We start from the raw sequence: 22468 nt of genomic DNA, 5'->3' as shown, positions 1-22468 counted from the left end.
TCTTCTGGAGTCAGGAATGTCGATCGTCATCCGCGACGTGCGCGAGCACGAGCTGGATTCCATCCTCGCCCTCAACAATGCCGCTGGCCCGACGATCCTGGCGCTGGACGCGGCCCGCATCCGCAGGTTTTTCGACACCGCCGAATACTTCCGCGTCGCCGAGCGTGATGGCGCCCTGGCCGGGTTCCTCGTCGGCCTGGGTTCGGACGCCGAGCACGACAGCAGCAACTTCCACTGGTTCCGCACCCACTGCGACCGGTTCTTCTACATCGACCGCATCGTCGTGGCCAGCCGCCGCCGCGGCGGCGGCGTGGGCCGCGCCTTCTACGCCGACGCGCAGAGCTATGCCGAATTGCGCTACCCGCTGCTGACCTGCGAGGTGTTCCTGGAGCACGACGCCGACCCGGTGCGCCTGTTCCACGGCAGCTTCGGTTTCCAGGAGATCGGCCAGCACGTGATGCCCGAGAGCGGCATCCGCGCCTCGATGATGGCCAAGGACATGTGCAGTTACGAATGGGTGCGCGATACCTACCGCGAGGCCTTGCCGGCCGAGCCGTGGCTGCTGCGCCCGCGCGCGGCCATGGCCGAGCCGTCCGCCGCATGAGCGCGGGCATGGATTACGAACAGGCCGGCGAGCTGAAGATCGGCCAGGTCGGCATCGCCAACCTGCGGGTGCGCACGCTCGACATCGGGCGCCTGGCCGAGGAGATGCGCAGCCGCGTGGCCCGCGCGCCGAAGCTGTTCGCCCGCGCCGCGGTCATCCTCGACTTTGGCGGCCTCGCCGCGTCCCCCGATGCCGCCACTGCCCGCGCCCTGGTCGAGGCCCTGCGCGAGGCCGGCGTGCTGCCGGTGGCGCTGGCCTGGGGCAGCAGCGACAACGAGGCACTGGCGGTCCAGATCGGGCTGCCGGTGCTGGCGCGCTTCCGCGCCCAGTACGAGTCCGTCGCAGGGGAGACTGAGACAGCGGCGCCCGCGCCCGCGTCGACCCCGCCAGCGTCCGCCCAGCGCGCGCCGGCAGCGGCGCCCCCGCCCGCCGACCGCGCCGCCCCGGGCCTGGTCCAGACCGCGCCGGTCCGCTCCGGCCAGCAGCTCTACGCCGAGAACCGCGACCTGACCGTGCTCTCCCAGGTCGGCGCCGGCGCCGAGGTCATCGCCGACGGTTCCATCCACATCTACGGCCCGCTGCGCGGGCGTGCGCTGGCCGGGGCCCAGGGCAACGCGAAGGCGCGCATCTTCTGCCGCGCCTTCCACGCCGAGCTGGTCGCCGTGGCCGGCCACTACAAAGTGCTGGAAGATATCCCGAAGGATCTGCACGGCAAGGCGGTGCAGGTCTGGCTCGACAACGACGAACTCAAGATCGCCGCACTCGATTGACGGCGACACACACAGGAGACGTGTTTTGGCAGAAATCATCGTGGTCACCTCGGGCAAGGGAGGCGTTGGCAAGACCACCAGCAGCGCCAGCCTGGCCAACGGCCTTGCGCGGCGCGGCAAGAAGGTCGCGGTCATCGACTTCGACGTGGGCCTGCGCAACCTCGACCTGATCATGGGCTGCGAGCGCCGGGTGGTGTACGACTTCGTCAACGTCGTCCAGGGCGAGGCCTCGCTGCGCCAGGCGCTGATCAAGGACAAGCGCTTCGACAACCTGTTCGTGCTGGCCGCCTCGCAGACGCGCGACAAGGACGCGCTGACGATCGAAGGCGTGGAGAAGGTGCTCAAGGACCTGTCCGAGGACGGCTTCGACTACATCCTGTGCGATTCGCCGGCGGGCATCGAGAAGGGCGCGCACCTGGCGATGTATTTCGCCGATCGCGCGATCGTGGTGGTCAACCCCGAGGTTTCCTCGGTGCGCGACTCCGACCGCATCCTGGGCCTGCTGTCGTCCAAGACCCGAAAGGCCGAAACCGGCGAGCGCGTGCAGGAATACCTGTTGCTGACCCGCTACAACCCGCAGCGCGTGGAAAAGGGCGAGATGCTCTCGATCGCCGACGTGGAGGAGGTGCTGGGCATCAAGACGCTGGGCGTGATCCCCGAATCCAACGACGTGCTCGACGCCTCCAACAAGGGCGAGCCGGTGATCCTGGCCAGCGAATCCATGGCCGGCCAGGCCTATGACGACGCCGTTGCACGGCTGCTCGGCGAAGACCGGCCGATGCGCTTCACCCAGGCGGAGAAGAAGGGCTTCTTCAGCAAGCTCTTCGGGAGCTGAGTGATGGGACTGTTTGATTTCCTCAAGCCCAAGCAGAACACCGCGGCGATCGCCAAGGACCGCCTGCGCATCATCGTCGCGCAGGAGCGCACCAGCCGCGGCGCGCCCGACTACCTGCCGCTGCTGCAGCGCGAGCTGCTGGAGGTGATCCGCAAGTACGTCAGCGTGGACGTGGACGCGGTCAAGGTCGACCTGGTCAAGGATGGCGAGCACGACGTGCTGGATATCTCGGTCGCACTGCCTGACGGCCGTTCCGCGACTGCCTGATCGCAAGGCGTTCGCCAAGAAAGGGCGTCTCCTCATTGGACGCAAGTCCGACGCGGCGGGCTAACTGTCCACCTGGACTTCGGATAGACGCCGCGTCCTGTCGGCTGGGCATCACTTTGCGCTCGGTCAGGGCATCGTGCCCTGACTCGCGCGCAAAACATCCATGTTTTGCTTGTCGCGATCCCCGGCCGCCAGGACACGGCTCACTGCTGCTGGTGCCGCAACGCTTTGGTGCCCACGGATGTTGAAGCACGGGACGGCTCCAAACCGAAGACCTGCACCCAATCGGCGCCGACGTAACGGACGACTGTCGACATGACCGCCCAAGCCACGCCAGCACCAGACAAGATCTTGCTGCTGCGCCACATCGCCTTCGCCGACGCCGCAGCGCTGATCCAACGCTACGGCCTGCAGTTGCACCATGTCGACGATGGCGCGCCGATCCCCGGCAGCTATTGGGGTGAGCCGGAAGCAGGCATTGTCGGCAGCAATGTGTACGTCCGCGGCGACACGCCGGTGCACTCGATGCTGCACGAAGCCTGCCACCTGATCGTGCTGCCCGAAGAGCGCCGCCAGGCCGTGCACACCGACGCGACCGATTCTGTGGCCGAGGAGGACGCGGTCTGCCTGCTGCAGGCCCTGCTCGGCGACGCCCTGCCCGGCGTCGGCCGCGACCGCGTGTTCGCCGACATGGACGCCTGGGGTTACACCTTCCGCCTCGGCAGCGCGCGCGCCTACTTCCAGCACGATGCCGGCGCGGCCTGGGACTGGCTGCACGCGCGCGGGCTGGTCGATGCGCAGCGCAGGCTGCTGGCGGCCTGAGTCCGGACTTCCCGCACTTGCCCGGCGGCGGCCGCCGATCTAGCCTGCCGGCACCGCATTGCGCGCACTGCCCGGATCCCATCGTGAATCATCGCCACGCCCTGCTCGTCCTCGCCATCGGCGCAAGCCTTGCCCTGTCTGCCTGCAAACGCGAACCCACGCCCGCAACCGACGGCAGCGCGGGCGCGCCGACCGGCACGGTGCACGCCGACGAGACCGCCGACGCCTTTGTCGCGCGCGTCAACGCCGAGCTCAAGGCGATGTATCCGGAGATGACCGCCGCGCAGTGGCTGTCGAGCACCTACATCATCGAGGACAGCCAGCTGCTGGCGGCCAAGTCCAGCGAGAAGTTCCTGACCGCGCTCAATGCGTGGATCGAGCAATCCAAGAAGTTCGAAGGCCAGCAGATGTCGCCCGAGACCGCGCGCGCGATCACCCTGCTCAAGCTCGGCACCGCGATGCCGGCACCCAAAGACCCGGTCAGGCTGGCCGAACTGACCCGTATCGCCACGAAGATGGAAGGCATGTACGGCTCGGGTTCGTACTGCAAGGCCGAGGGCGACAGCCAGAAGTGCCGCCAGCTGGGCGAGCTGGAGGACGTGCTGGCCAAGAGCCGCGACTACAACGCCCAGCTCGACGCCTGGCAGGGTTGGCACACCATCGCCCAGCCGATGCGCGGCGACTACACGCGCTTCGTCGAGCTGGTGAACGAAGGCTCGCGCGAACTCGGCTACGCCGATGCCGGCGAGATGTGGCGCGCGGGCTACGACATGTCGCCGGTCGAACTGTCGGCCGAAACCGATCGCCTCTGGGGCCAGGTCAAGCCGCTGTACGAACAGCTGCACTGCTACGCGCGCAGCCGCCTGGACGCACAGTATCCGGGCCAGGGATCGGTCGACGGCCTGCTGCCGGCACACCTGATGGGCAACATGTGGCAGCAGGACTGGGGCAACCTGTGGGACGTGCTGGCACCGTACAGCGCCCAGCAGGCCGGCAGCCTCGACGTCAACGGCGCGCTGCAACGCCAGTACCAGGCCATGCTCAACGAGCGCCTCTCGCGCGAGAACGCGCTGATCGACACCGACAGCCGGGTCGAGGTGGTGCGCAAGGCGCAGCTCGAGCATGCGCGCCAGATGACCCGCCAGGCCGAGGAGTTCTACGTCTCGCTGGGCATGCCTGCGCTGCCGGAGAGTTACTGGCAGAAGACCCAGTTCATCAAGCCGCGCGACCGCGACGTGGTCTGCCATGCCAGCGCCTGGGACATGAACATGGGCGGCGATGACGGCAAGTCGCCCGACGTGCGCACCAAGATGTGCATCAAGCCCGGCGAAGAGGACTTCTTCACCATCTACCACGAGCTGGGCCACGTGTATTACTACCTGGCCTACAACAAGCTGCCGCCGCTGTTCCAGGGCGGTGCGCACGACGGTTTCCACGAGGCGATCGGCGACACCATCGAGCTGGCGATGACGCCGACTTACCTCAAGTCGATCGGCCTGGTCGGCGAGCAGCAGCCCAGCCATGAGGCCTTGATCAACGCGCAGATGCGCATGGCGCTGGCGAAGGTCGCGTTCATGCCGTTCGGGCTGATGATCGACCGCTGGCGCTGGGGCGTGTTCGACGGCTCGATCACGCCGGAGAACTACAACAGCGCCTGGTGGGATCTCAAGGCGAAGTACCAGGGCGTGGCGCCGGTGACGCCGCGCGGCGAGGAGTTCTTCGACGCCGGCGCGAAGTACCACGTGCCGGGCAATACGCCGTACACGCGCTACTTCCTCTCGCACGTGCTGCAGTTCCAGTTCTACAAGGCGCTGTGCGACGCGGCCGGCCACCAGGGTCCGCTGTACGAATGCACCTTTGCCGGCAACAAGGCCAGCGGCGCCAAGTTCTGGGCGATGCTCTCGCACGGCAACAGCCAGCCCTGGCAGCAGACGATGAAGGAACTCACCGGCGGCGAGCAGATGGATGCATCCGCCGTGCTGGAGTACTTCGCGCCGCTGCAGGAGTGGCTCAAGCAGCAGAACGAGGGCCGGACCTGCGGCTGGCAGGCGCCAGCGGCGGCGGCCAATGCCGAACCGGCGGCGGCCGCTCCCCCCGGCGACGGCTGAGGCCCGTCGTGCGGCCCAGCGCGGGGCTGCACGTTCCCGCCCCGCTCGCCTATGATGCGCGCCGAACAGGGGATGACAGGATGCCAGCCATGCGCAGGACGGTGCTTTCGTTGTGCTTGACCGCGGTCGTCGCAACGGCCGCGGCCGCGGATGCGCCGCGGGTGCACAGCGAGGCCAGCCGTACACCCGCGACGAAGTCGGCCACCGGCTGGCGCGCCGCGGATACACCGGTGGCGCAGTTGCGCTACAGCGAGATGTCCGCGCAGCGGATCCACCGGCTGCAGCAGGACAACGCCTCGCGCAGCGGCAAGCCGATCCAGATCGGCATCGCCCGCGAGGCCGCCGTCGAAACTTCGGCGCGAGCGCTCCCTGCACTGCAGTGGACCCGGCTGGCCGACGGCAGTTCGGTGGCGCGCATCGAGTTCGTCTCACCGCTGGCTTACGGCGTGCGTGCCGGGCTGCGGATCGACGGCCTGGACCCACGCGCTGAACTGCGGTTCGCGGGATCGGCCCAACCGGGCCACATCGTCGCCATCGTCCGCGGCCAACAGGCCGCCGGGCTTGCCGGTGACGACGGGCTGTACTGGACGCCCACGACCGAAGGCGAGCGCCAGATCCTGGAGATCTGGCTGCCGACGGGAACCTCGCCCAACGGCGTCCAGATCGATGCACCCCGCCTGAGCCACCTGATGGCCAATGCGGTCGACGAGTTTCGCATCCTCAAGAACATCGGCGGGTCGGGCAGCTGCAACGTCAACGCCGTGTGCCGCGTCGGCGAGTTGGGCCAGGGCTATGCGCTAACCAAAGACGCGGTGGCACGCATGGTTTTCGTCAGTGACGGCGTCAGCTACCTGTGCACGGGCACCTTGCTCAACGATACCGACAGCGCGACGCAGGTGCCCTGGTTCCACACCGCCGACCACTGCATCGATTCGGCGCAGCTTGCGGCGACGCTCAACACCTACTGGAAGTACGAATCCATCGCGTGCGACACCAACTCGGTGGGCGGGTACGTGCAGCTCAGCGGCGGCGCCGACTACCAGTACTCGAGCTCTGTCACCGACGGTGCCCTGCTGCGCCTGCGCGACGCTGCGCCAGCCGGTGCAGTGTTCGCCGGCTGGGATGCGAATGCGCTGCCCTCCGGCATCAGTGTCCTGGCCATCCACCATCCCGCCGGCGATCTGAAAAAGGTGTCATCTGGCCACCACGCGACGTCCAGGAGCACAGGGGCGCGCAATGCTGCGAGCTGGCTGAATGGAACTACCGAGCAAGGCAGCAGTGGCTCAGGCCTGTTCACTCTTGACGGCGGCAACTACTACCTGCGCGGCGGGCTGCAAGGCGGCTACGCCTCCTGCGCAAACTCGAACACAACGCACACCGACAACATCGACTGGTATTCGCGTTTCGACGTGGACTTTCCCGCCATCCGCCAGTACCTCGCCCCCGAGCAGCCCACCGCGCCGCGCCGGCGCAACGGCTCGCAGCCGCTACGGCCGCGCTGACCGGCTGGAAGCGCCACTGCCGCCTCATCGCGAAAGCATCGCGGCTGAAGCCGCTCCTACAGCTGTTCGGTCGGTTCCAGCGCGCCCGGCGCCTGCGGGCAGTCCGGCGGCGTGCTGCCGCGGCGGATCTCCCAGCGCCAGAACGCCCAGCCCGACAGCATGAAGGCTGCGGCCAATGCGGCCAGATGCAGTGGATCGTGGCTCACCAGCGGCGAGATCACGCCAGCGATCAGCGCGTTGAGCACCAGCCCGGCGAAGGCCTGCAGCGACGAGGCCGAGCCGCGCTGGCGCGGATACATGTCGAGGATGGCGAGCGTCACGATCGGGAACACCAGCGCGATGCCGAAGGCATTGAGCACCATCGGCAGCACCGCCCAGGGCACGCTCGGCTGCGGCACGGCCGCGCTGTAGGCGAGGTTGACCAGGACCGCCACGCTGCTGAGCGCAAAGCCGATGTTGGCCAGGCGTGTCCCGCTGATGCGCCCCGCCGCGCGCCCCGACACGAAGGCCCCCAGCATCATGCCGCTGATCATCGGGATGAAGAACCAGCCGAACTGGCGCTCGTCCAGGTGCAGCAGGTCGAGCACGAAGGCCGGGGCGGAAGCGATGTACAGGAACAACGCGGCGAAGTTGAGCGCGCCGGCCAGCGCCAGGCGCACGAAACGCGGGTTGGTCGCGATCCAGGCGAAGTCGCGCAGCAGCCGGCGCGGCGACGGCGCCAACCGGGCCTGCGGCGGCAGTGTCTCGGGCAGCCAGCGCCAGGTCGCCAACAGCAGCAGCACCGAGAACCCGACCAGGAACCAGAAGATCAGCGGCCAGCGGCCCCAGCCCAGCAGCCAGCCGCCCACCACCGGCGCGATCGCCGGCGCCACGCCGAAGATCATCGACACCTGGCTCATCAGCCGCTGCGCGTCGTCGCCATGCAGCACGTCGCGGATCACGGCGCGGCCGACGATCAGTCCCACGCCCGCCGACAGGCCCTGCAGCGCGCGGAAGGCCAGCAGGGTGCCGAGGTCGGTGGACAGCGCGCAACCGACCGAGGCGGCGATGAAGACCACCAGCCCGGCCAGGATCACGCGGCGCCGGCCCAGCATGTCCGACAACGGCCCATGCACCAGGCTCATCAGCGCGTAGGCGATCAGGTAGACGCTGATGGTCTGCTGCATCGCCAGCTTGTCGGCGCCCAGGTCCGCGCCTATCACCGGGAACGCCGGGAAGATGGTGTCGATCGAGAACGGCCCGAACATTGCCAGGCCCGCCAGCAGCAGCGCCAGGCGGCGGAGGCCGGGCGGACGATGGCTCATCGCGGCGTGCGCCTCACGGTCGGGGGCGCCTGCTGCTCCGGCGCGACACCGGCTTCCTCGCGGTCCCCACGCGAGCGCCAGCCCAGCAGGCGGATCGCCGAGACCGAATCGATCGGCAGCACTTCCGCGCGCCGCTCGCCAGGATTCCACACGAACACGAAGGCACTGCTGGTGCCGAGCATGCGCCAGTCTCCCGGCAGTTCCCGCGCCTGGTTGGTCAGCCGCACCGACACGGCGTGGCCGCCACCCTCGTACGTCCGCTGGCCCCGGCTGTCGCCGAGTGCGTACAGGCAAAAGGCCATCGCCAGCAGCGCGGCCAGGGTCGTCATGGTTTCCGGATGCAGCCCCATGTAAGCCCACCAGTCGCTGCGGCGCGGCAGCAGCACGCGGCCCCACCAGCGGCGTTCGATCCGCGACACGCGCTCGGGATGGCGCTGGCGCCAGCGTTCGGGCAGCAACGCCAACCAGGACGCCAGCAGCGTCCACAACAGGAGCCACAGGTACTCGGGCCGGCGCAGGCCGGCCACGAAGTAGTCGCTGCTCTGCATGAACTCCAGGATCGGGATGTCGAAACGGCGGTAGAACCAGTAGCTGTCCCACAGTCCGTAGACCGAGATGAACAGGTAGCTGCAGCTGATCAGCAGGACGGGTTCGCGACGGAACACGCTCCAGATCCTGCGGACCAGGGACACGTCGCCGTCGGCATCTGGCCCGGGGCCCTTGGTGGAGTGCTGCGCCTGGGTCGGAATCATGCGGGGGAATATCCGGGAAAGGCGTTCAGATTAACAACTCCGTGCCCGCGAAGACGCCCATGGTCCGCGATCGGGCAGCAGCCAGGCGCTATAATCGCGAGGCAATGGTGGGAGAAGCACAGGGCGCGTTGCCCGTGCTGCCGAAGGCGCAAACGCCCGTAATCGCTCAGGCCCGATACCACCGGACGCGGCAAACACTCTGGAGAGACCGACCGGCACGAGCCGGAACCGGCGCCGAAGGGGCACGAAGCACGCGATCCTCGTCCGCGCGCTTCCAAACTCTCAGGCAAAAGGACAGAGGGGCACCACCGCCACGGAACGCCCGTTGTCGTTCCAGCCCACGCTGGAACCCGTCCATGCTCCTGCGTCCGCGCAGGAGCGGCCATGGGTCCCGGCTTCGGCCGGGATGACGATGCAGCGGCATCCGGGCGGCGCCCTTCACTTTTCCGGTGCCTCCGCCATGTCCAAGCCCAGCCTGCGCGAACTCGAACACCACGACGCCTTCGTCGAACGCCACATCGGCCCCAACGACGCCGAGGTCGCGCACATGCTGCGCGAGGTCGGCCACGACTCGCTGGAGTCGATGACCGACGCCATCGTCCCCGCCACCATCAAGCCCACCGGCACGCTCGATCCGGCGTCGAGCCCCGGCCTGGCCCTGCCCGGCTCGCTGACCGAGGTCGAGGCGCTGGCGAAGATCCGCACGATCGCCGAGCGCAACGACGTGTTCCGCAGCTTCATCGGCCAGGGCTATTACGGCACCCACACGCCCAACGTCATCCTGCGCAACGTCCTCGAGAACCCGGCCTGGTACACCGCCTACACACCCTACCAGGCGGAGATCTCGCAGGGCCGCATGGAGGCGCTGATCAACTTCCAGCAGATGTGCTCCGACCTCACCGGCATGGATATCGCCAACGCATCGCTGCTGGACGAAGCCACCGCCGCGGCCGAGGCTATGACGCTTGCCAAGCGTTCGGCGAAATCGAAGTCCAACCTGTTCTACGTCGCCGACAGCGTGCATCCGCAGACCCTGGAAGTGGTGCGCACGCGTGCCGACGGCATGGGTATCGATCTGCAGGTCGGGCCGGCGGCGGACGCGGCCGAGGCCGACTGCTTCGGCGTGCTGCTGCAGTATCCCGACACCTACGGCCACATCGTCGACCATGCCGCTCTGGCCGAGGCCGTGCATGCGCGCGGCGCCCTGGTCACGGTCGCCGCCGACCTGCTCGCGCTCACCTTGATCAAAGCACCGGGTGAATGGGGCGCCGACATCGTGGTCGGCAACACCCAGCGCTTCGGCGTGCCGTTCGGCTTCGGCGGACCGCATGCGGGCTTCATGGCCTGCCGCGACGCGTTCAAGCGCTCGATGCCCGGCCGCCTGATCGGCGTCTCGGTCGACGCTGCCGGCAAGCCCGCCTACCGCCTCACCCTGCAGACGCGCGAGCAGCACATCCGGCGCGAGAAGGCGACCAGCAACATCTGCACCGCGCAGGTGCTGCTGGCGGTGATGGCCGCGATGTACGCCGTCTACCACGGCCCTGACGGGCTGGTGCGTATCGCCCGTCGCGTGCATCGCCAGACCGCGATCCTGGCTGCGGCACTGCGCCAGGTGGGCGTGCAGGTGGGCGGAGATTTTTTCGACACGTTGCACGTCAGCGGCGTCGAGGCCGAGACCGTCCACAACTACGCCAGCCACCAGCGCATCAACCTGCGCAAGATCGACGCGACCAGCGTCGGCATCAGCCTGGACGAGACCGTCACCCGCGCCGACCTCGCCGCGCTGGCGAAGATCTTCGGTGCCGAGCTCAACGGCGGCGCAATCGACGCGCTTGATGCGGACATCGACGACGCCCTGCCGGCCGCGCTACAGCGCGAGTCGAAGTTCCTGCAGCACCCCGTGTTCAACACGCACCACAGCGAGCACGAGATGCTGCGCTACCTGCGTGCGCTCGCCGACAAGGACCTGGCGATGGACCGCACGATGATCCCGCTGGGCTCGTGCACCATGAAGCTCAACGCCACCGCCGAGATGATCCCGATCACCTGGCCGGAATTCGCCGGGATCCATCCGCTCGCGCCATCCTCGCAGACGCGCGGATACCGGGAACTGATCGATTCACTCGAAGCGATGCTGGTGGAGATCACCGGCTACGACGCGATCAGCTTCCAGCCCAACTCCGGTGCCCAGGGCGAGTACGCCGGCCTGCTCGCGATCCGCGCATACCACGCATCGCGCGACGAGGGCCACCGCGATATCTGCCTGATCCCCGAATCCGCGCACGGCACCAACCCGGCCTCGGCGCAGATGTGCGGCATGAAGGTAGTGGTGACGCGCTGCGACGCCAACGGCAACGTCGACGTCGAAGACATCCGCCGCGCCGCGGAGAAGCATTCGGCCAACCTCGCCGCGATCATGATGACCTACCCGTCCACGCACGGCGTGTTCGAGGAAGACGTGGTCGAGATCTGCGAGATCGTCCATCGCCACGGCGGGCAGGTCTATACCGACGGCGCCAACATGAACGCGCTGGTCGGCCTGGCGAAGCCGGGCAAGTGGGGCTCCGATGTGAGCCACCTCAACCTGCACAAGACGTTCTGCATCCCGCACGGCGGCGGCGGCCCGGGCGTGGGCCCGTGCGCGGTCAAGGCGCACCTGGCGCCGTTCCTGCCACGCGGACACAAGGATTCCGAAGGCAGCGTGGGCATGGTGTCCGCCGCCGCGCACGGCAGCGCCTCGATCCTGCCGATCAGCTGGATGTACATCGCGATGATGGGCGCCGGCGGCCTGCGCCGTGCCACCCAGGTCGCGCTGCTCAGCGCCAACTACGTGTCCAGGCGGCTCGCTCCGCACTACCGCACGCTGTACACGGGACGCAACGGGCTGGTGGCGCACGAATGCATCCTCGACCTGCGGCCGCTGGAGAAGGCCACCGGCGTCAGCGCCGAGGACGTGGCCAAGCGGCTGATCGATTTCGGCTTCCACGCGCCGACGCTCAGCTTCCCGGTCGCCGGCACGCTGATGGTCGAGCCGACCGAGAGCGAATCGCTGCATGAACTCGACCGCTTCATCGACGCGATGATCCAGATCCGCGACGAGATCCGCGCGATCGAGGATGGACGCCTGGATCGCGTGGACAACCCGCTGAAAAACGCGCCGCACACCGCCGACGCGGCCGCCGCGAGCGAGTGGACGCACGCCTATCCGCGCGAGCTGGCGGTGTTCCCGCTGGCCAGCCTGCGGCAGCAGAAGTACTGGCCGCCGGTGGCGCGCGTGGACAACGTGCACGGCGACAAGAACGTGTTCTGCGCCTGCATCCCGGTCGACGCGTTCAAGGAAGAAGACGCCGACGCCTGATCAAAGTTTCACCACTGCAACAAGCACACACGCAACCGCCCCGCAAGGGGCGGTTCGCGTTTGCGGCAATGGCGTTGTTTTCACCAAACAGTCGCCGGGCGTGACGCCACGCGGGCTGGCGGCGGTTGTTCAATGGGCCCTCCACAACCTTGTCCACAAGCGTCGTGGATAAGTCTGCGCGGGCACACGACGAGGTTCGGCAATCGTTGCGCAATGCAAGCCCCAATCGCGACGCACTTGACGGATGCAGCCGGGGGTGCAGGCAGCAGGCCGGCCTTCGATGCTTTCCGCGGCGCAAGCAGTCCGCCCGGCACGCCCGACTACTTCGGCGTGCCACCACAGATCGAGTCGAGCAGCTGGCTCAACGGCGCCGGGCGGCCAAGCAGGTAGCCCTGCGCCTGGTCGCAGCCGTTGTTGCGCAGCCATTCGAACTCACCTTCGTGCTCCACGCCTTCGGCGATCGTGCCCAATCCCAGGCCGCCGGCCAGCGCGATCAATGCGCGGCAGATCGAGGCGTTGCGATCGTCTGTGTGCACGTCCTGCACGAAGCTCCGGTCGATCTTCAGATAGTCCAGCGGCAGGTCGCGCAGGTAGGCCATGCTGGAAAAGCCGGTGCCGAAGTCGTCGATCGAAATCGGCACCCCGGCATTGCGCAGCGCCAGCATGCGCGTGCGCGCCGCCTGCGGCTGGCGCAGCACCACGCTCTCGGTCAACTCGACGTGCAGTGCGCCGCGTGGCAGCCGGTACTGCTGCTGCAGTTCGGCCACGGCGTCGGCGATGTTGTCGCCCAGCAGCTGTACCGCCGAGATGTTGACGGCGATGGAGACATCGCGGAGTCCGCGATCGGCCAGGCGCCCGTGACAAAGCGCAGCCTGCTCCAGCACCCAGCGGCCGATCGGCACGATCAGGCCGGAGGTTTCCGCCAGCGGCATGAACACGGCCGGCGGCACCAGCCCGCCGTCCTGGCGCCAGCGCAGCAGCGCTTCCAGCGCTACCAGCCGACCGTCGGACACGCGCCGGATTGGCTGGTAGTGCAGCTCGAACTCGCCGTTGGGCAGCGCGCCGTGCAGGCGACGCGCCAGGGCGATGCGTTGCGCGGCCTGATCGGCCATGGTGCGGTCGTAGGGCAGGACCTGCACCAGCTCCCGTCCCGCCTGCAGCGAGGCCAGGGCGGCGTGGCCGATCACCTGCTCGGCGCCCTCGCCCGTTTCGGGACCTTCGGCAATGCCGATCCAGGCCTCGACCGGATGGGCCCCGCCCTCGATCTGGACCGGCAGCGCGATCGCTTCCTCGACTGCCGCCAGCATCTCCTGCTGGCGACTGGCGTCCAGCGCCACCACGACGAACGATTCGCCGGGCCGGAACCCCACCGCGCCAAATTCGCGCCCCACCACGCTCAGGCGCGCCGCCGTCTCGCGCAACAGCAGCTCACTGGTGGTCGCGCCCAGGGTGGGCGCCACCAGCTCCAGGTCGCGCAGGCGCACGAAGGCCGCCGCATAGCGCGATCCGGGCACGTGCTGCGCATCGATCTGCTCGACCAGCGCCGACAGACGCGTCAGGCCGGTGATGCCGTCGTGGGTGGCGCGCCAGGCAAGGTCGCGCTCATACGAGACGCGGTCACTGACGTCCTCGGCCAGCACCAGCCGCGCCGGCCGCCCCCCGAACTCGATGCCGCTGCTGAAGACGCGCACGTCCAGGCGACTGCCATCGCTGCGGACGTGGGTCCACACGCCGTCCACGTCCTGGTTGGCGCCCCGCCTGTCCATCGACGCTTCGACATGCTTTCGCTCCGATGCCGGACGGATGTCGAAGATGGTCATCGCACGGAACTCTTCCGCGCTGTAGCCGTAGGACGATACCGCAGCGTCGTTGACGGCGAGGAACCGCAGGGTCTGCGCGTCGAACACCCAGAACGGCAGCGGATTACGCTCGAACAATGCGCGGAACTGCGCTTCCGCGCGCTCGATGCGTTCCTGCGCCTTGTGCCTGGCGGTCACGTCGGCGACCGTGCCGGTGATCCGACCCTTTCCCTGGCTGTCGGCGGCGAGGCCTCCGCTGCCCCTGACCCAGCGCTCGCTGCCGTGATCGGTCAGCACGCGGTACTCCGCGCTGAAGGGCGTACCCGTCTCGAGCGTGTGAGCGAACCGCTGCTCCACCCGCTGGCGATCGTCCGGATGGATCCGCTCGAAGAATGCACGGATCGGCAGCACCCCGGCCCTGGGCTCGAACCCGAACATCACAGCAGTGTGCTCGGAGACCTTGATGTGCTCGCCGTCGGATTCGATCCGCCACACGCCGGTGCGCGAGGCGCGCTGCGCCTGGTCCAGCCAGTCCGCCTGCTCCTCCAGTTCGACGAGCAGATCCTCGCGCACGCGCTCGCCGCTGGTGAGCCGGTGCAAGAAATAGCCCAGCCCGAGCCAGTACAGCAGCACGAAGCCGGACGCGATCGACACGTTGCGATACCAGGGCACCAGCGCCTCGCGCAGGCCGATGCCGGCAACGACGACGACGTCATAGCCACTCATCGCACTGAGGCCGGCCAGCCGCGCGACGCCATCGACGTGGCTGACCCGCAGGCCCGACGCCGTGCCCTTGATATCCCGCAGTTCCGGTGACAGCGGGGTCTGGCGGCCAACGAAGCTACCGGTGGCAGCTTCCGGCTGTCGCGCGAGCACCACGCCGTTGCGGTCGAGCACGGTGGCGTTGCCTTCGCGGCCGATGTCGAGGTCGCGGATCATCCGCTCGATCGCGATCGTGTGCAGTCGCGCCAGCAGCCAGCGCCCGTCGCCGAACGGCCAAGCCACGCGCAGCCACCATCCGTCTTCGCCGTTGGCCTGCAGCGTACCGATCACCAGGCGGCCGCTGCGCGCGTTTGCGACCCATTCCGGCAGCCCCGGGTCGCCCTGCTCGCCCACCACCAGGGCGCGCCCCTGCGAATCGACCACCGCGACCGAGTCGAGATCGGCGCGCCGCGCAACCACGCCTGCGATGGCATCGCGCAGCCGCGCGTCCGCCCGGGCCGGGGCCGAGCCGGCGTAGGCGGTGGCATCGGCAGTGATGCCGGCCATCGCACGCTCCAGGCTGCCGAACTCCTGCCGCAGCAGCCGGTCCACGCCGGTTGAGAGCGCCAACGCCTGGCGCTGCGCCGACGCGACGCGGAGCTCACGATCCTGGTACAGCAGCAGCGCCAGTCCCAGCATCATCAGCAGGCCCAGCGCGACCCCTACGGTCAGTACCTTCCTGACCGATCCGGGCAACCGCTTGCGCACGCGTGGACGCATTGGACCGTTCTGCTCCCCTAGATTGTCTGCACCATGCCAACCGCCGCGGCGGCGTGCAAGGACGCGCAGCATTCGCTGTGGTGACGCAACCACGACATCGGCACGGACGCTTCGGCCTGAAGGCCTCGTGGTGGTGGCTGCCGTTGCCCGCGCCGTGGCGGACGGGCTTGACCCGATCCGCCGCCAGGCAGGCGCGGCAGCGACGGGCCCTCAGTCGCGCGCATGTCCCCGTGGCGCGCGCCGCGCCGCGGGCAGCGGGTCGCCGCCCTCGGTGTAGGCGGGAGGCGTATAGAAGTTGAGTGTCCTCAGCAGGCCGCGACCGGTGTTGCGGATCTCGTGGCGCTCGCCGCGTTCGATCACCAGCAGGCTGCCCTCGCGCAGCTTCCGGCGCGAGCCATCGACAATGGCGAGGCCGGTGCCGCTGACCACATAGATCCACTGGTCGGCGCCGCGATGGAAATTGTCCGCGCCACCTTCGCTGTCGCCGGGCGCGATCACCATCTCCGCCGCCTGGACCTTGCGGACGGTGAAGGCGGGGCGGAATCCTTTTCCAAAGCGCAGATGTTTCGATTGCATCGTGACCCCCGAAGCCTGCTTCCACCTTGGTGCCATGTCCGTCAAGGCGCTGCGAACAGGTGCGACAACCGTCCAGACGCCGCGTTCACGCGGTCGGGGCCATCTTGCGCTCACGCCGCATCCGTGCCACCCGGGAGGTTCCAGGAGCCGGCACGCACTCCAGGAGCCATCCATGTCACTGACCATCGCCGTGATCGTCGGCAGCCTGCGCCAGGATTCATTCAACGCGCGGCTGGCCGATGCGCTTGCCAGGCTCGCGCCGGACGACATCGAGTTCCGCCGACTGCGGATCGACGACCTGCCGCTGTACAACCAGGACGACGACGCTTCGCCGCCGGCGCCGGTGATCCGACTGAAGGAAGCGATCCGCGAAGCCGACGGGCTGCTGTTCGTCACGCCCGAGTACAACCGTTCGATCCCCGGCGTGCTCAAGAACGCGCTCGACCACGCCTCGCGCCCCTACGGCGACAGCGCCTTCCCGGACAAGCCGGCGGGCGTCATCGGCGTTTCCATCGGCGCGATCGGCACCGCGGTCGCGCAGCAACACCTGCGCACCATCCTCGCCTACCTCGACATGCCCACGCTCGGACAGCCCGAGGCCTTCCTCAAGGCCGACGACGTGCTGGATGAAAACGGCGACATCGCCGATGGCAGCCGCAAGTTCCTGCAGGACTGGATGGATGCGTACCTGGAGTGGGTACAGCGCCACGCCTGAGGCCACAGAACCGCGTGAGCCTGCGCGCTGGCGTCTCGCGGGCGGAGCATCAGCCCCTGCAGGAGCGGCTTCAGTCGCGAACGCCGGCGCCACGTGTGCCTTCTTTCGCGGCTGAAGCCGCTCCTACAGATGGCAATGCTGTTTTGTGGATGCGTCGTGCGCGGGCGTCATGCGACTGCATCCGGTTTCGCGCGGAACACCACGCTGATGCGCGGTTCGGCCTGGCGCGTCTTCGGGATTCCGTGCTCGTGCGTGGTCTGCATCGCATGGCTCATCGCCAGCAGGCTGCCGGGCATCAGGTCGACGGCGATCTGGTCGGCGTGGTCGCGCACGGAGCGGATCAGCATGCGCCGCGGTGCGCCCAGCGAGAACACGACGACCGGATGCCCCTCGCCCAGCAGGTGCAGCTTGTCGCCGTGCATGGCCACGCTGTCGTTGCCGTCGCGATAGAAGTTCATGCCGATCGAGGTGAATGGCGCCGGCACGTGCTGTTGCACGCAGGCGTGCATCGTTGCCAACGGCAGGTCCACGGGCAGGTCGTTCACCGCGTACGAGGCAAGCAGCCGCGGCACGTCGACCATGCGCTCGTACATGGGGCGACGCAGGTGGCGCCACCCGGCGCGCTCGACAAGCTGGTCGAACCAGCGCTGCGCCGTGTCCGGGTCGACCACGCCGGGCCAGTAGCGCGCGCCGCCCTGCGCATCGTCCACCAGCTGCAGCATGGACGGTGCGAACAGGTCGCCGGCAAGCGAGGCGGTGCGCATGGATGCCATCAGCGGAAGTCCCGCGAGCTGGTGTGGACCTGGCCGAGCAGCGCGGTCATGTCCTGCAGGTCGCGCGCGATCAGGTGGCGCACGCCATCGACCTGCTCCCAGCGACCGCGCACCGCCAGCAGGCGCGCGCCCAGCAGGGCCTTGCGCCGGCGCAGCGCGAGATGCGGCCACACCACCACGTTGACCATGCCGTGTTCGTCCTCGAGGGTGACGAAGATCGTGCCCTTGGCCGTCGCCGGACGCTGGCGCTGGGTGACGATGCCGGCGACGAAGGCGCCGCGCCCGTGCGGCAGCTCCAGCAACTGGCGCGTGTCGAGCAGGCGCTCGCGCTGCAGGCGTTCGCGGATCAGCGACAGCGGATGCGCGCCGAGCGTCAGCCCGGTGCTGCGGTAGTCGGCCACCGCCTCCTCGCCGGGCGAAGGCGCAGGCAACGCGATCTCGTCTTCGTCCGGGCTGCCCGGCAGCAATGGCCGCTTGTTCTCGATGCCCGCCACCGCCCAGCGCGCGGCATTCCGATGCCCGGACAGCGACGCCAGCGCACCGGATTCGGCCAGCGCAGTGCGCGCCTTGCCGTCGAGACCGGCGCGCAGGCACAGGTCGCGCACGTCGACGAACGGACGCTGGCCGCGCGCGGCCACGATGGCGTCGGCCGCGGCCTGCGACAGGCCCTTGACCTGGCGCAAGCCGAGCCGGATCGCCGCCTGCCCGCCGTCGTCAAGGCCGCTGCGCGCATGCCCGCCTTCGAGCGTGCAGTCCCACTGGCTGCAGGCCACGTCGACGGCAAGCACCTCCAGGCCCACGCGCGCATCGCGGCCGCGGCGCGCGTCCTGCACGATCTCGCTGGGCGAATAGAATCCCATCGGCTGCGAATTGAGCAGGGCGCAGGCGAAGGCCGCCGGTTCGTGGCGCTTGAGCCAGCAGCTGATGTAGACCAGCTTGGCGAACGAGGCGGCGTGGCTCTGCGGGAAGCCGTAGGAGCCGAAGCCCTTGATCTGTTCGAAGATCTGGTCGATGAACTCGGGCGCGTAGTTCTTGTCGAGCATCAGCTCGCGGATGCGCACGCGGTGCGGCTCCATGTCGCCGCCCCGCCGCCATGCCGCCATGGAGCGGCGCAGGTTGTCCGCTTCGCTCGGGGAATAGCCGGCGTGGATCACCAGCTCCATCACCTGCTCCTGGAACAGCGGGATGCCCAGCGTCGGCCCCAGGATCGCCTTCACGCCTTCGGACGGATAGGTCACCGCCTCCCTGCCCTGCCGGCGGCGCAGGTAGGGATGGACCATGTCGCCCTGAATCGGGCCGGGGCGCACGATCGCGACTTCCACCACCAGGTCGTAGTACTTGTCCGGTTTGAGTCGCGGCAGCATGCTCATCTGCGCGCGCGATTCGATCTGGAACACGCCCACGGTGTCGGCGGCCTGGATCATCTCGAAGGTGGGCCTGTCGTCGGTGGGCAGCCGCGCGATGTCCACCACGTGGCCGCGATGGCGTTCCACCAGTTCCACCGCCTTGCGGATGCAGGTGAGCATGCCCAGCGCCAGGCAGTCGACCTTGAGCAGCTTCATCGTCTCCAGGTCGTCCTTGTCCCACTGGATGATGCTGCGCTCGGGCATCGATGCGTTCTCCACCGGCACCACGGTGGCCAGCGGTGCATCGCAGATCACGAAGCCGCCGACGTGCTGCGAGAGATGGCGCGGGTGGTCGCGCAGTTGGCCGGCCACCATCAGCACGCGCGCGATCAGCGGGTTGTCCGGATCGAAACCGGCTTCGCACAGGCGCTGCTGCATCGGCGTCTCGCCATTGCCCCAGCCGAAGCACTCGGCCAGCAGCACGATCTGGTCGGGCGGCAGGCCGAAGGCCTTGGCCACGTCGCGCACCGCGCTCTTGCCGCGATAGCGGATCACGGTCGCAGCCAGCGCCGCACGATGGCGACCGTACTTGGCGTAGACGTACTGCAGCACTTCCTCGCGCCGCTCGTGCTCGAAATCGACGTCGATGTCGGGCGGCTCGTTGCGTTCCTCCGACAGGAAGCGCGCCATCAGCAGGCGGCTTTCAGTCGGGTTCACCACCGTGATGCCGAGCGCGAAGCACACCGCCGAGTTGGCCGAGGAGCCGCGGCCCTGGCAGAGGATGTCCTGCGACTTGGCAAAGCGGACGATGTCCTCGACGGTGAGGAAGAAGGCTTCGTATCTGAGCTTCGCGATCAGGGCGAGTTCGTCCTCGATCTGGAGCACCACGTCCGCAGGCACAACTTCCTGCCAGCGTTCGCGCATGCCGCGATACGTGAGTTCGCGCAGCCAGGTGGTGGGGGTGTGGCCTTCGGGCACCAGTTCGACCGGATAGGCGTAGCGCAGGTCGTTGCCGAGATCGAAGCTGCAGCGGCGCGCCAGCGCCACCGCGTTGTCCAGCAGGGCCGCCCCGCCCTCCACCGCGCCATGGATGTTGCCCAGCGCGCGGCGCGTGCGCAGGTGGCGTTCGCCGTTGCGGAACAGCTGCGCGCCGCATTGGGACAGCGGCGTGTTGTGTCGGATCGCGGTCATGGTGTCCTGCAGCGCGCGACGCCGGCGCACGTCCATGTGCACGTCGCCGGCAGCGATGGGCGTCATGTCCAGTGCCTTTGCGAGGTCGAGCAGCTGCGTGAGTCGCGCCACGTCGTCCTGTTCGCGATGCAGCTCCACCGCGAGGAAGGCGCGATCATCGAACACCGTGCGCAGCCAGCGGCCCTGTGCGGGATCAACCTCGCGCGCCGGGATCCACAGCGCGAACAGGCCGCTCAGCGAAACATCCACGTCCGACAGCCGGCGTTCGACATCCTGGCGCGTAAGCCGGTAGCCCTTGCCCTCGACCGCACGCCGCGCCTGGGTGATCAGTTCGCACAGCCGCGTGTAGCCGGCCGGGGTTTCCACCAACAACACGAATTTGAGTCCGCAGTCGAGGATGAACTCGCTGCCGACGATCAGCTTGACCCCGGTGATGCGCGCCGCCTCAAGTCCGCGCACGATGCCGGCCAGCGAGCACTCATCGGTGATCGCCAGCGCCTCGTAGCCAACCTGGGCCGCGCGTGCGAACAGCTCTTCGGCGCTTGCCGCGCCGCGCAGGAAGGAAAAGTCGGACAAACAGTGCAGCTCGGCATAGGCCGGCAGCCCCGCCTCGACCGGCGCATCGTCGTTGGCCGCGGTCGACAGGCGCAGGCGCTGCGCGGTTTCCCAGGCGCGCGGCGGGCGGCCGCTGGGGGTGTCGCGGTCGATGCCGTCGGTATCGCTCATGCGAACCATCCCTGCAGCATCCAGCCGCCTTGCTCGCCCGGCGGCGCAAAGGCCCAGGCGCGCTGTCCCTGCGAGGTTTCGATGACGTAGTAGTCGCGACGCGCGTCCTCGCCGTCCCACCAGCCACTTTCCAGGCGCTCCGGTCCCGAGACGATGCGCGGCCGCGAATCGCGCAGCGGGATCGGACGCGGCAGCAGCCAGCAGGGGCGCGGCGGGCGGGCGGGCGCCTCGTCGATGCGGCCCGCATCGTCTTCCACCCTTCGCCACGCGCGCTCGGGACGTGGATCGCCTGATGGCGCCACGGCATACACCGCCTCGTCGCCCAGGCGCGCGCGCAGCCGCTCGCGCAGCTGCGGCCAGGGCAGCTGCTGTTGGCTGCGCGTATCGAACAGGTCGCGCGAGGCCGGCGCGAAGGGGGGAAGTTCGCGCGCAAGCAGGCGCAGCGCGACCACCGGCCTGTCGATCCGCACCCGCTCCAGCCGGCTGCGCGTCACCTCCAATAGCATCGCCGCATCGCGTTCGGCCGAGAGCAGTCCGACCTCCACGTCGGTGTGTCCTGTTTCATGCTCGAGCCGCAGCACGAAGCACTGCACCCCACCGTCGCGCATCGACAGATAGGTGCACAGGTCGCCCACCAGCCGCCGCAGCGGGAACAACAGGGCCATGTGGCTTTCGACCTCGTAGCCCATTTCAACACGCGCATCGAAATGATCCGGCGGCGCGTAGCAGTCCAGCGGATCGTCGACCTCACCGTAGAGCCGGTCGAGATGGTCGAGCAGCTCGCGCCCGAAGCGCCGCCGCAGCGCATCGCGCGGCAGCGCGCGCAAGGCACGCAGGTCGCGCACGCCCATGCGCTGCAGGCGCTCGCCGCTGTCGCCGGGAAAGCGCGCGCGCCGCACCGGCATGCGGTCGAGCGTGGCCGTCATCGCGTCGCCGTGCATCAACGCCAGGCCATCGCGCAGTCCCGCCAGCACGCGCGCGGCGCGCGGCGTCGGCGCCAGCGCGATGCGGTGTTCGAAGCCCAGCGCCGCAAGCTCCTCGCGCAGGCGGTGTTCGATCTGCGGCCACGGCCCGAGCAGACGAAAGCTGCCGCGCACCTCCAGCACGATGCAGCCCGGCCACTGCGCGCTCACCAGCGAACTGTGGCGATAGGCCCAGGCGGCGAGGAAGCGCTGCCAGCGAGCTTCGGCCTGCGGATCGTGCTCGACCATCGCGAAGTCCGGCAGCAGCGCATGCGCGGCAGTCAGGCGCATGCCCAGCCGCAGGCCCGCATCCGCGGCTGCGGCATTCACCGCATGCAGGCTGCGCAGCTGCGCCGGCCCGGTCACCAGCGCCAGCGGCGCCTGCGGATCAGGCAAACGGCGGAGGACGCCATCCAGCGCCAGTTGCGGCAGCAGTACGCAGGCCCAGAGCATCGGCGTCGTCAGCCACGCAGGAGCGGCGCGGGGGCCTGGACGAGATGGAGCTCGTGCTGCGGGCAGGCGAGCGTTCCGGGAGAGGGAGCGCGCGAAACCTCGAACGTTGGCTTTTCCTTCCCC

General features: G+C 68.8%; 16 protein-coding genes and 1 riboswitch. Of the genes, 9 read left to right on the top strand and 7 right to left on the bottom strand.

Annotation, left to right across the window (positions count from 1 at the left end; all coding sequences use genetic code 11):
• The first annotated feature begins 16 nt into the window (after positions 1-16).
• The 7 genes from ACW5DW_RS04435 (at position 17) to ACW5DW_RS04405 (ending at position 6908) form a co-directional block, all read left to right on the top strand.
• Positions 17-604 carry a GNAT family N-acetyltransferase gene (locus ACW5DW_RS04435; protein WP_457017552.1) on the top strand — a complete coding sequence of 196 codons (588 nt, stop codon included), beginning with the start codon at positions 17-19 and terminating at the stop codon, positions 602-604.
• Positions 601-1374, top strand: coding sequence for a septum site-determining protein MinC (gene minC, locus ACW5DW_RS04430; protein ID WP_457017551.1), 774 nt, complete (start codon positions 601-603; stop codon positions 1372-1374). The genes ACW5DW_RS04435 and minC overlap by 4 nt, the downstream gene beginning before the upstream one ends.
• A gap of 25 nt (positions 1375-1399) precedes the next feature.
• Positions 1400-2209 (top strand): septum site-determining protein MinD, encoded by an 810-nt coding sequence (gene minD, locus ACW5DW_RS04425; RefSeq protein ID WP_457017550.1) that lies wholly within the window; start codon positions 1400-1402, stop codon positions 2207-2209.
• Positions 2210-2212: 3 nt separating this feature from the next.
• Positions 2213-2476: a cell division topological specificity factor MinE gene (gene minE / locus ACW5DW_RS04420; protein ID WP_457017549.1), complete on the top strand. Its 264-nt coding sequence runs from the start codon at positions 2213-2215 to the stop codon at positions 2474-2476.
• A gap of 315 nt (positions 2477-2791) precedes the next feature.
• Positions 2792-3298 (top strand): hypothetical protein, encoded by a 507-nt coding sequence (locus ACW5DW_RS04415; protein WP_457017548.1) that lies wholly within the window; start codon positions 2792-2794, stop codon positions 3296-3298.
• 83 nt (positions 3299-3381) lie between these two features.
• Positions 3382-5406: a M2 family metallopeptidase gene (locus tag ACW5DW_RS04410; protein WP_457017547.1), complete on the top strand. Its 2025-nt coding sequence runs from the start codon at positions 3382-3384 to the stop codon at positions 5404-5406.
• 89 nt (positions 5407-5495) lie between these two features.
• Positions 5496-6908 carry a trypsin-like serine peptidase gene (locus ACW5DW_RS04405; RefSeq protein WP_457017546.1) on the top strand — a complete coding sequence of 471 codons (1413 nt, stop codon included), beginning with the start codon at positions 5496-5498 and terminating at the stop codon, positions 6906-6908.
• Between the two features lie 56 nt (positions 6909-6964).
• On the opposite strand, the gene ACW5DW_RS04400 is transcribed toward ACW5DW_RS04405, so the two are convergent.
• A complete protein-coding gene (locus ACW5DW_RS04400; protein WP_457017545.1) occupies positions 6965-8212 on the bottom strand; it encodes a multidrug effflux MFS transporter in 1248 nt (415 codons plus the stop codon).
• Positions 8209-8964 carry a hypothetical protein gene (locus ACW5DW_RS04395; protein WP_457017544.1) on the bottom strand — a complete coding sequence of 252 codons (756 nt, stop codon included), beginning with the start codon at positions 8962-8964 and terminating at the stop codon, positions 8209-8211. Before ACW5DW_RS04395 ends, ACW5DW_RS04400 begins: the two co-directional genes overlap by 4 nt.
• A 189-nt stretch (positions 8965-9153) precedes the next feature.
• Positions 9154-9272: riboswitch (glycine riboswitch) on the top strand.
• Between the two features lie 152 nt (positions 9273-9424).
• On the opposite strand from ACW5DW_RS04395, the gene gcvP reads away from it, so the two are divergent.
• On the top strand, positions 9425-12322 hold the full coding sequence (gcvP, locus tag ACW5DW_RS04390) for an aminomethyl-transferring glycine dehydrogenase (protein ID WP_457017543.1): 2898 nt from the start codon (positions 9425-9427) through the stop codon (positions 12320-12322).
• A 320-nt stretch (positions 12323-12642) separates the two neighbouring features.
• Here the strand turns inward: gcvP and ACW5DW_RS04385 are convergent, their stop codons facing one another.
• Together ACW5DW_RS04385 and ACW5DW_RS04380 are read right to left on the bottom strand one after the other, a co-directional pair.
• Positions 12643-15603 carry a bifunctional diguanylate cyclase/phosphodiesterase gene (locus ACW5DW_RS04385; RefSeq protein ID WP_457017542.1) on the bottom strand — a complete coding sequence of 987 codons (2961 nt, stop codon included), beginning with the start codon at positions 15601-15603 and terminating at the stop codon, positions 12643-12645.
• A 210-nt stretch (positions 15604-15813) separates the two neighbouring features.
• Entirely contained in the window at positions 15814-16179 is a 366-nt protein-coding gene (locus ACW5DW_RS04380; RefSeq protein WP_457017541.1) for a cupin domain-containing protein, read from the bottom strand.
• Positions 16180-16351: 172 nt separating this feature from the next.
• Between ACW5DW_RS04380 and ACW5DW_RS04375 the strand changes: the two genes are divergently transcribed.
• Positions 16352-16894 carry an NADPH-dependent FMN reductase gene (locus ACW5DW_RS04375; RefSeq protein ID WP_457017540.1) on the top strand — a complete coding sequence of 181 codons (543 nt, stop codon included), beginning with the start codon at positions 16352-16354 and terminating at the stop codon, positions 16892-16894.
• Between the two features lie 167 nt (positions 16895-17061).
• On the opposite strand, the gene ACW5DW_RS04370 is transcribed toward ACW5DW_RS04375, so the two are convergent.
• From ACW5DW_RS04370 to ACW5DW_RS04360, 3 genes are read right to left on the bottom strand one after another with little or no spacing between them, the layout of a single operon-like run.
• Positions 17062-17658, bottom strand: a complete 597-nt coding sequence (locus ACW5DW_RS04370) for an alpha-ketoglutarate-dependent dioxygenase AlkB (protein ID WP_457018404.1) — start codon at positions 17656-17658, stop codon at positions 17062-17064.
• An 8-nt stretch (positions 17659-17666) separates the two neighbouring features.
• Positions 17667-20939, bottom strand: coding sequence for an error-prone DNA polymerase (locus tag ACW5DW_RS04365; RefSeq protein ID WP_457017539.1), 3273 nt, complete (start codon positions 20937-20939; stop codon positions 17667-17669).
• Entirely contained in the window at positions 20927-22345 is a 1419-nt protein-coding gene (locus ACW5DW_RS04360; RefSeq protein WP_457017538.1) for a Y-family DNA polymerase, read from the bottom strand. Before ACW5DW_RS04360 ends, ACW5DW_RS04365 begins: the two co-directional genes overlap by 13 nt.
• Positions 22346-22468: the final 123 nt, after the last annotated feature.

Source organism: Luteimonas sp. A482, from assembly GCF_054072655.1.
This window is presented reverse-complemented; position numbering and strand designations above follow the sequence as displayed.

What these genes read in the sequence shown, in the direction of transcription:
- ACW5DW_RS04370 (WP_457018404.1), bottom strand. Translation starts at nt 17,658, where the DNA reads ATGCGCACCGCCTCGCTTGCCGGCGACCTGTTCGCACCGTCCATGCTG.
- ACW5DW_RS04385 (WP_457017542.1), bottom strand. Translation starts at nt 15,603, where the DNA reads ATGCGTCCACGCGTGCGCAAGCGGTTGCCCGGATCGGTCAGGAAGGTA.
- ACW5DW_RS04405 (WP_457017546.1), top strand. Translation starts at nt 5,496, where the DNA reads ATGCGCAGGACGGTGCTTTCGTTGTGCTTGACCGCGGTCGTCGCAACG.
- ACW5DW_RS04375 (WP_457017540.1), top strand. Translation starts at nt 16,352, where the DNA reads ATGTCACTGACCATCGCCGTGATCGTCGGCAGCCTGCGCCAGGATTCA.
- ACW5DW_RS04395 (WP_457017544.1), bottom strand. Translation starts at nt 8,964, where the DNA reads ATGATTCCGACCCAGGCGCAGCACTCCACCAAGGGCCCCGGGCCAGAT.
- gcvP (WP_457017543.1), top strand. Translation starts at nt 9,425, where the DNA reads ATGTCCAAGCCCAGCCTGCGCGAACTCGAACACCACGACGCCTTCGTC.
- ACW5DW_RS04360 (WP_457017538.1), bottom strand. Translation starts at nt 22,345, where the DNA reads ATGCTCTGGGCCTGCGTACTGCTGCCGCAACTGGCGCTGGATGGCGTC.
- ACW5DW_RS04415 (WP_457017548.1), top strand. Translation starts at nt 2,792, where the DNA reads ATGACCGCCCAAGCCACGCCAGCACCAGACAAGATCTTGCTGCTGCGC.
- minE (WP_457017549.1), top strand. Translation starts at nt 2,213, where the DNA reads ATGGGACTGTTTGATTTCCTCAAGCCCAAGCAGAACACCGCGGCGATC.
- ACW5DW_RS04380 (WP_457017541.1), bottom strand. Translation starts at nt 16,179, where the DNA reads ATGCAATCGAAACATCTGCGCTTTGGAAAAGGATTCCGCCCCGCCTTC.
- ACW5DW_RS04400 (WP_457017545.1), bottom strand. Translation starts at nt 8,212, where the DNA reads ATGAGCCATCGTCCGCCCGGCCTCCGCCGCCTGGCGCTGCTGCTGGCG.
- ACW5DW_RS04365 (WP_457017539.1), bottom strand. Translation starts at nt 20,939, where the DNA reads ATGGTTCGCATGAGCGATACCGACGGCATCGACCGCGACACCCCCAGC.
- ACW5DW_RS04435 (WP_457017552.1), top strand. Translation starts at nt 17, where the DNA reads ATGTCGATCGTCATCCGCGACGTGCGCGAGCACGAGCTGGATTCCATC.
- minC (WP_457017551.1), top strand. Translation starts at nt 601, where the DNA reads ATGAGCGCGGGCATGGATTACGAACAGGCCGGCGAGCTGAAGATCGGC.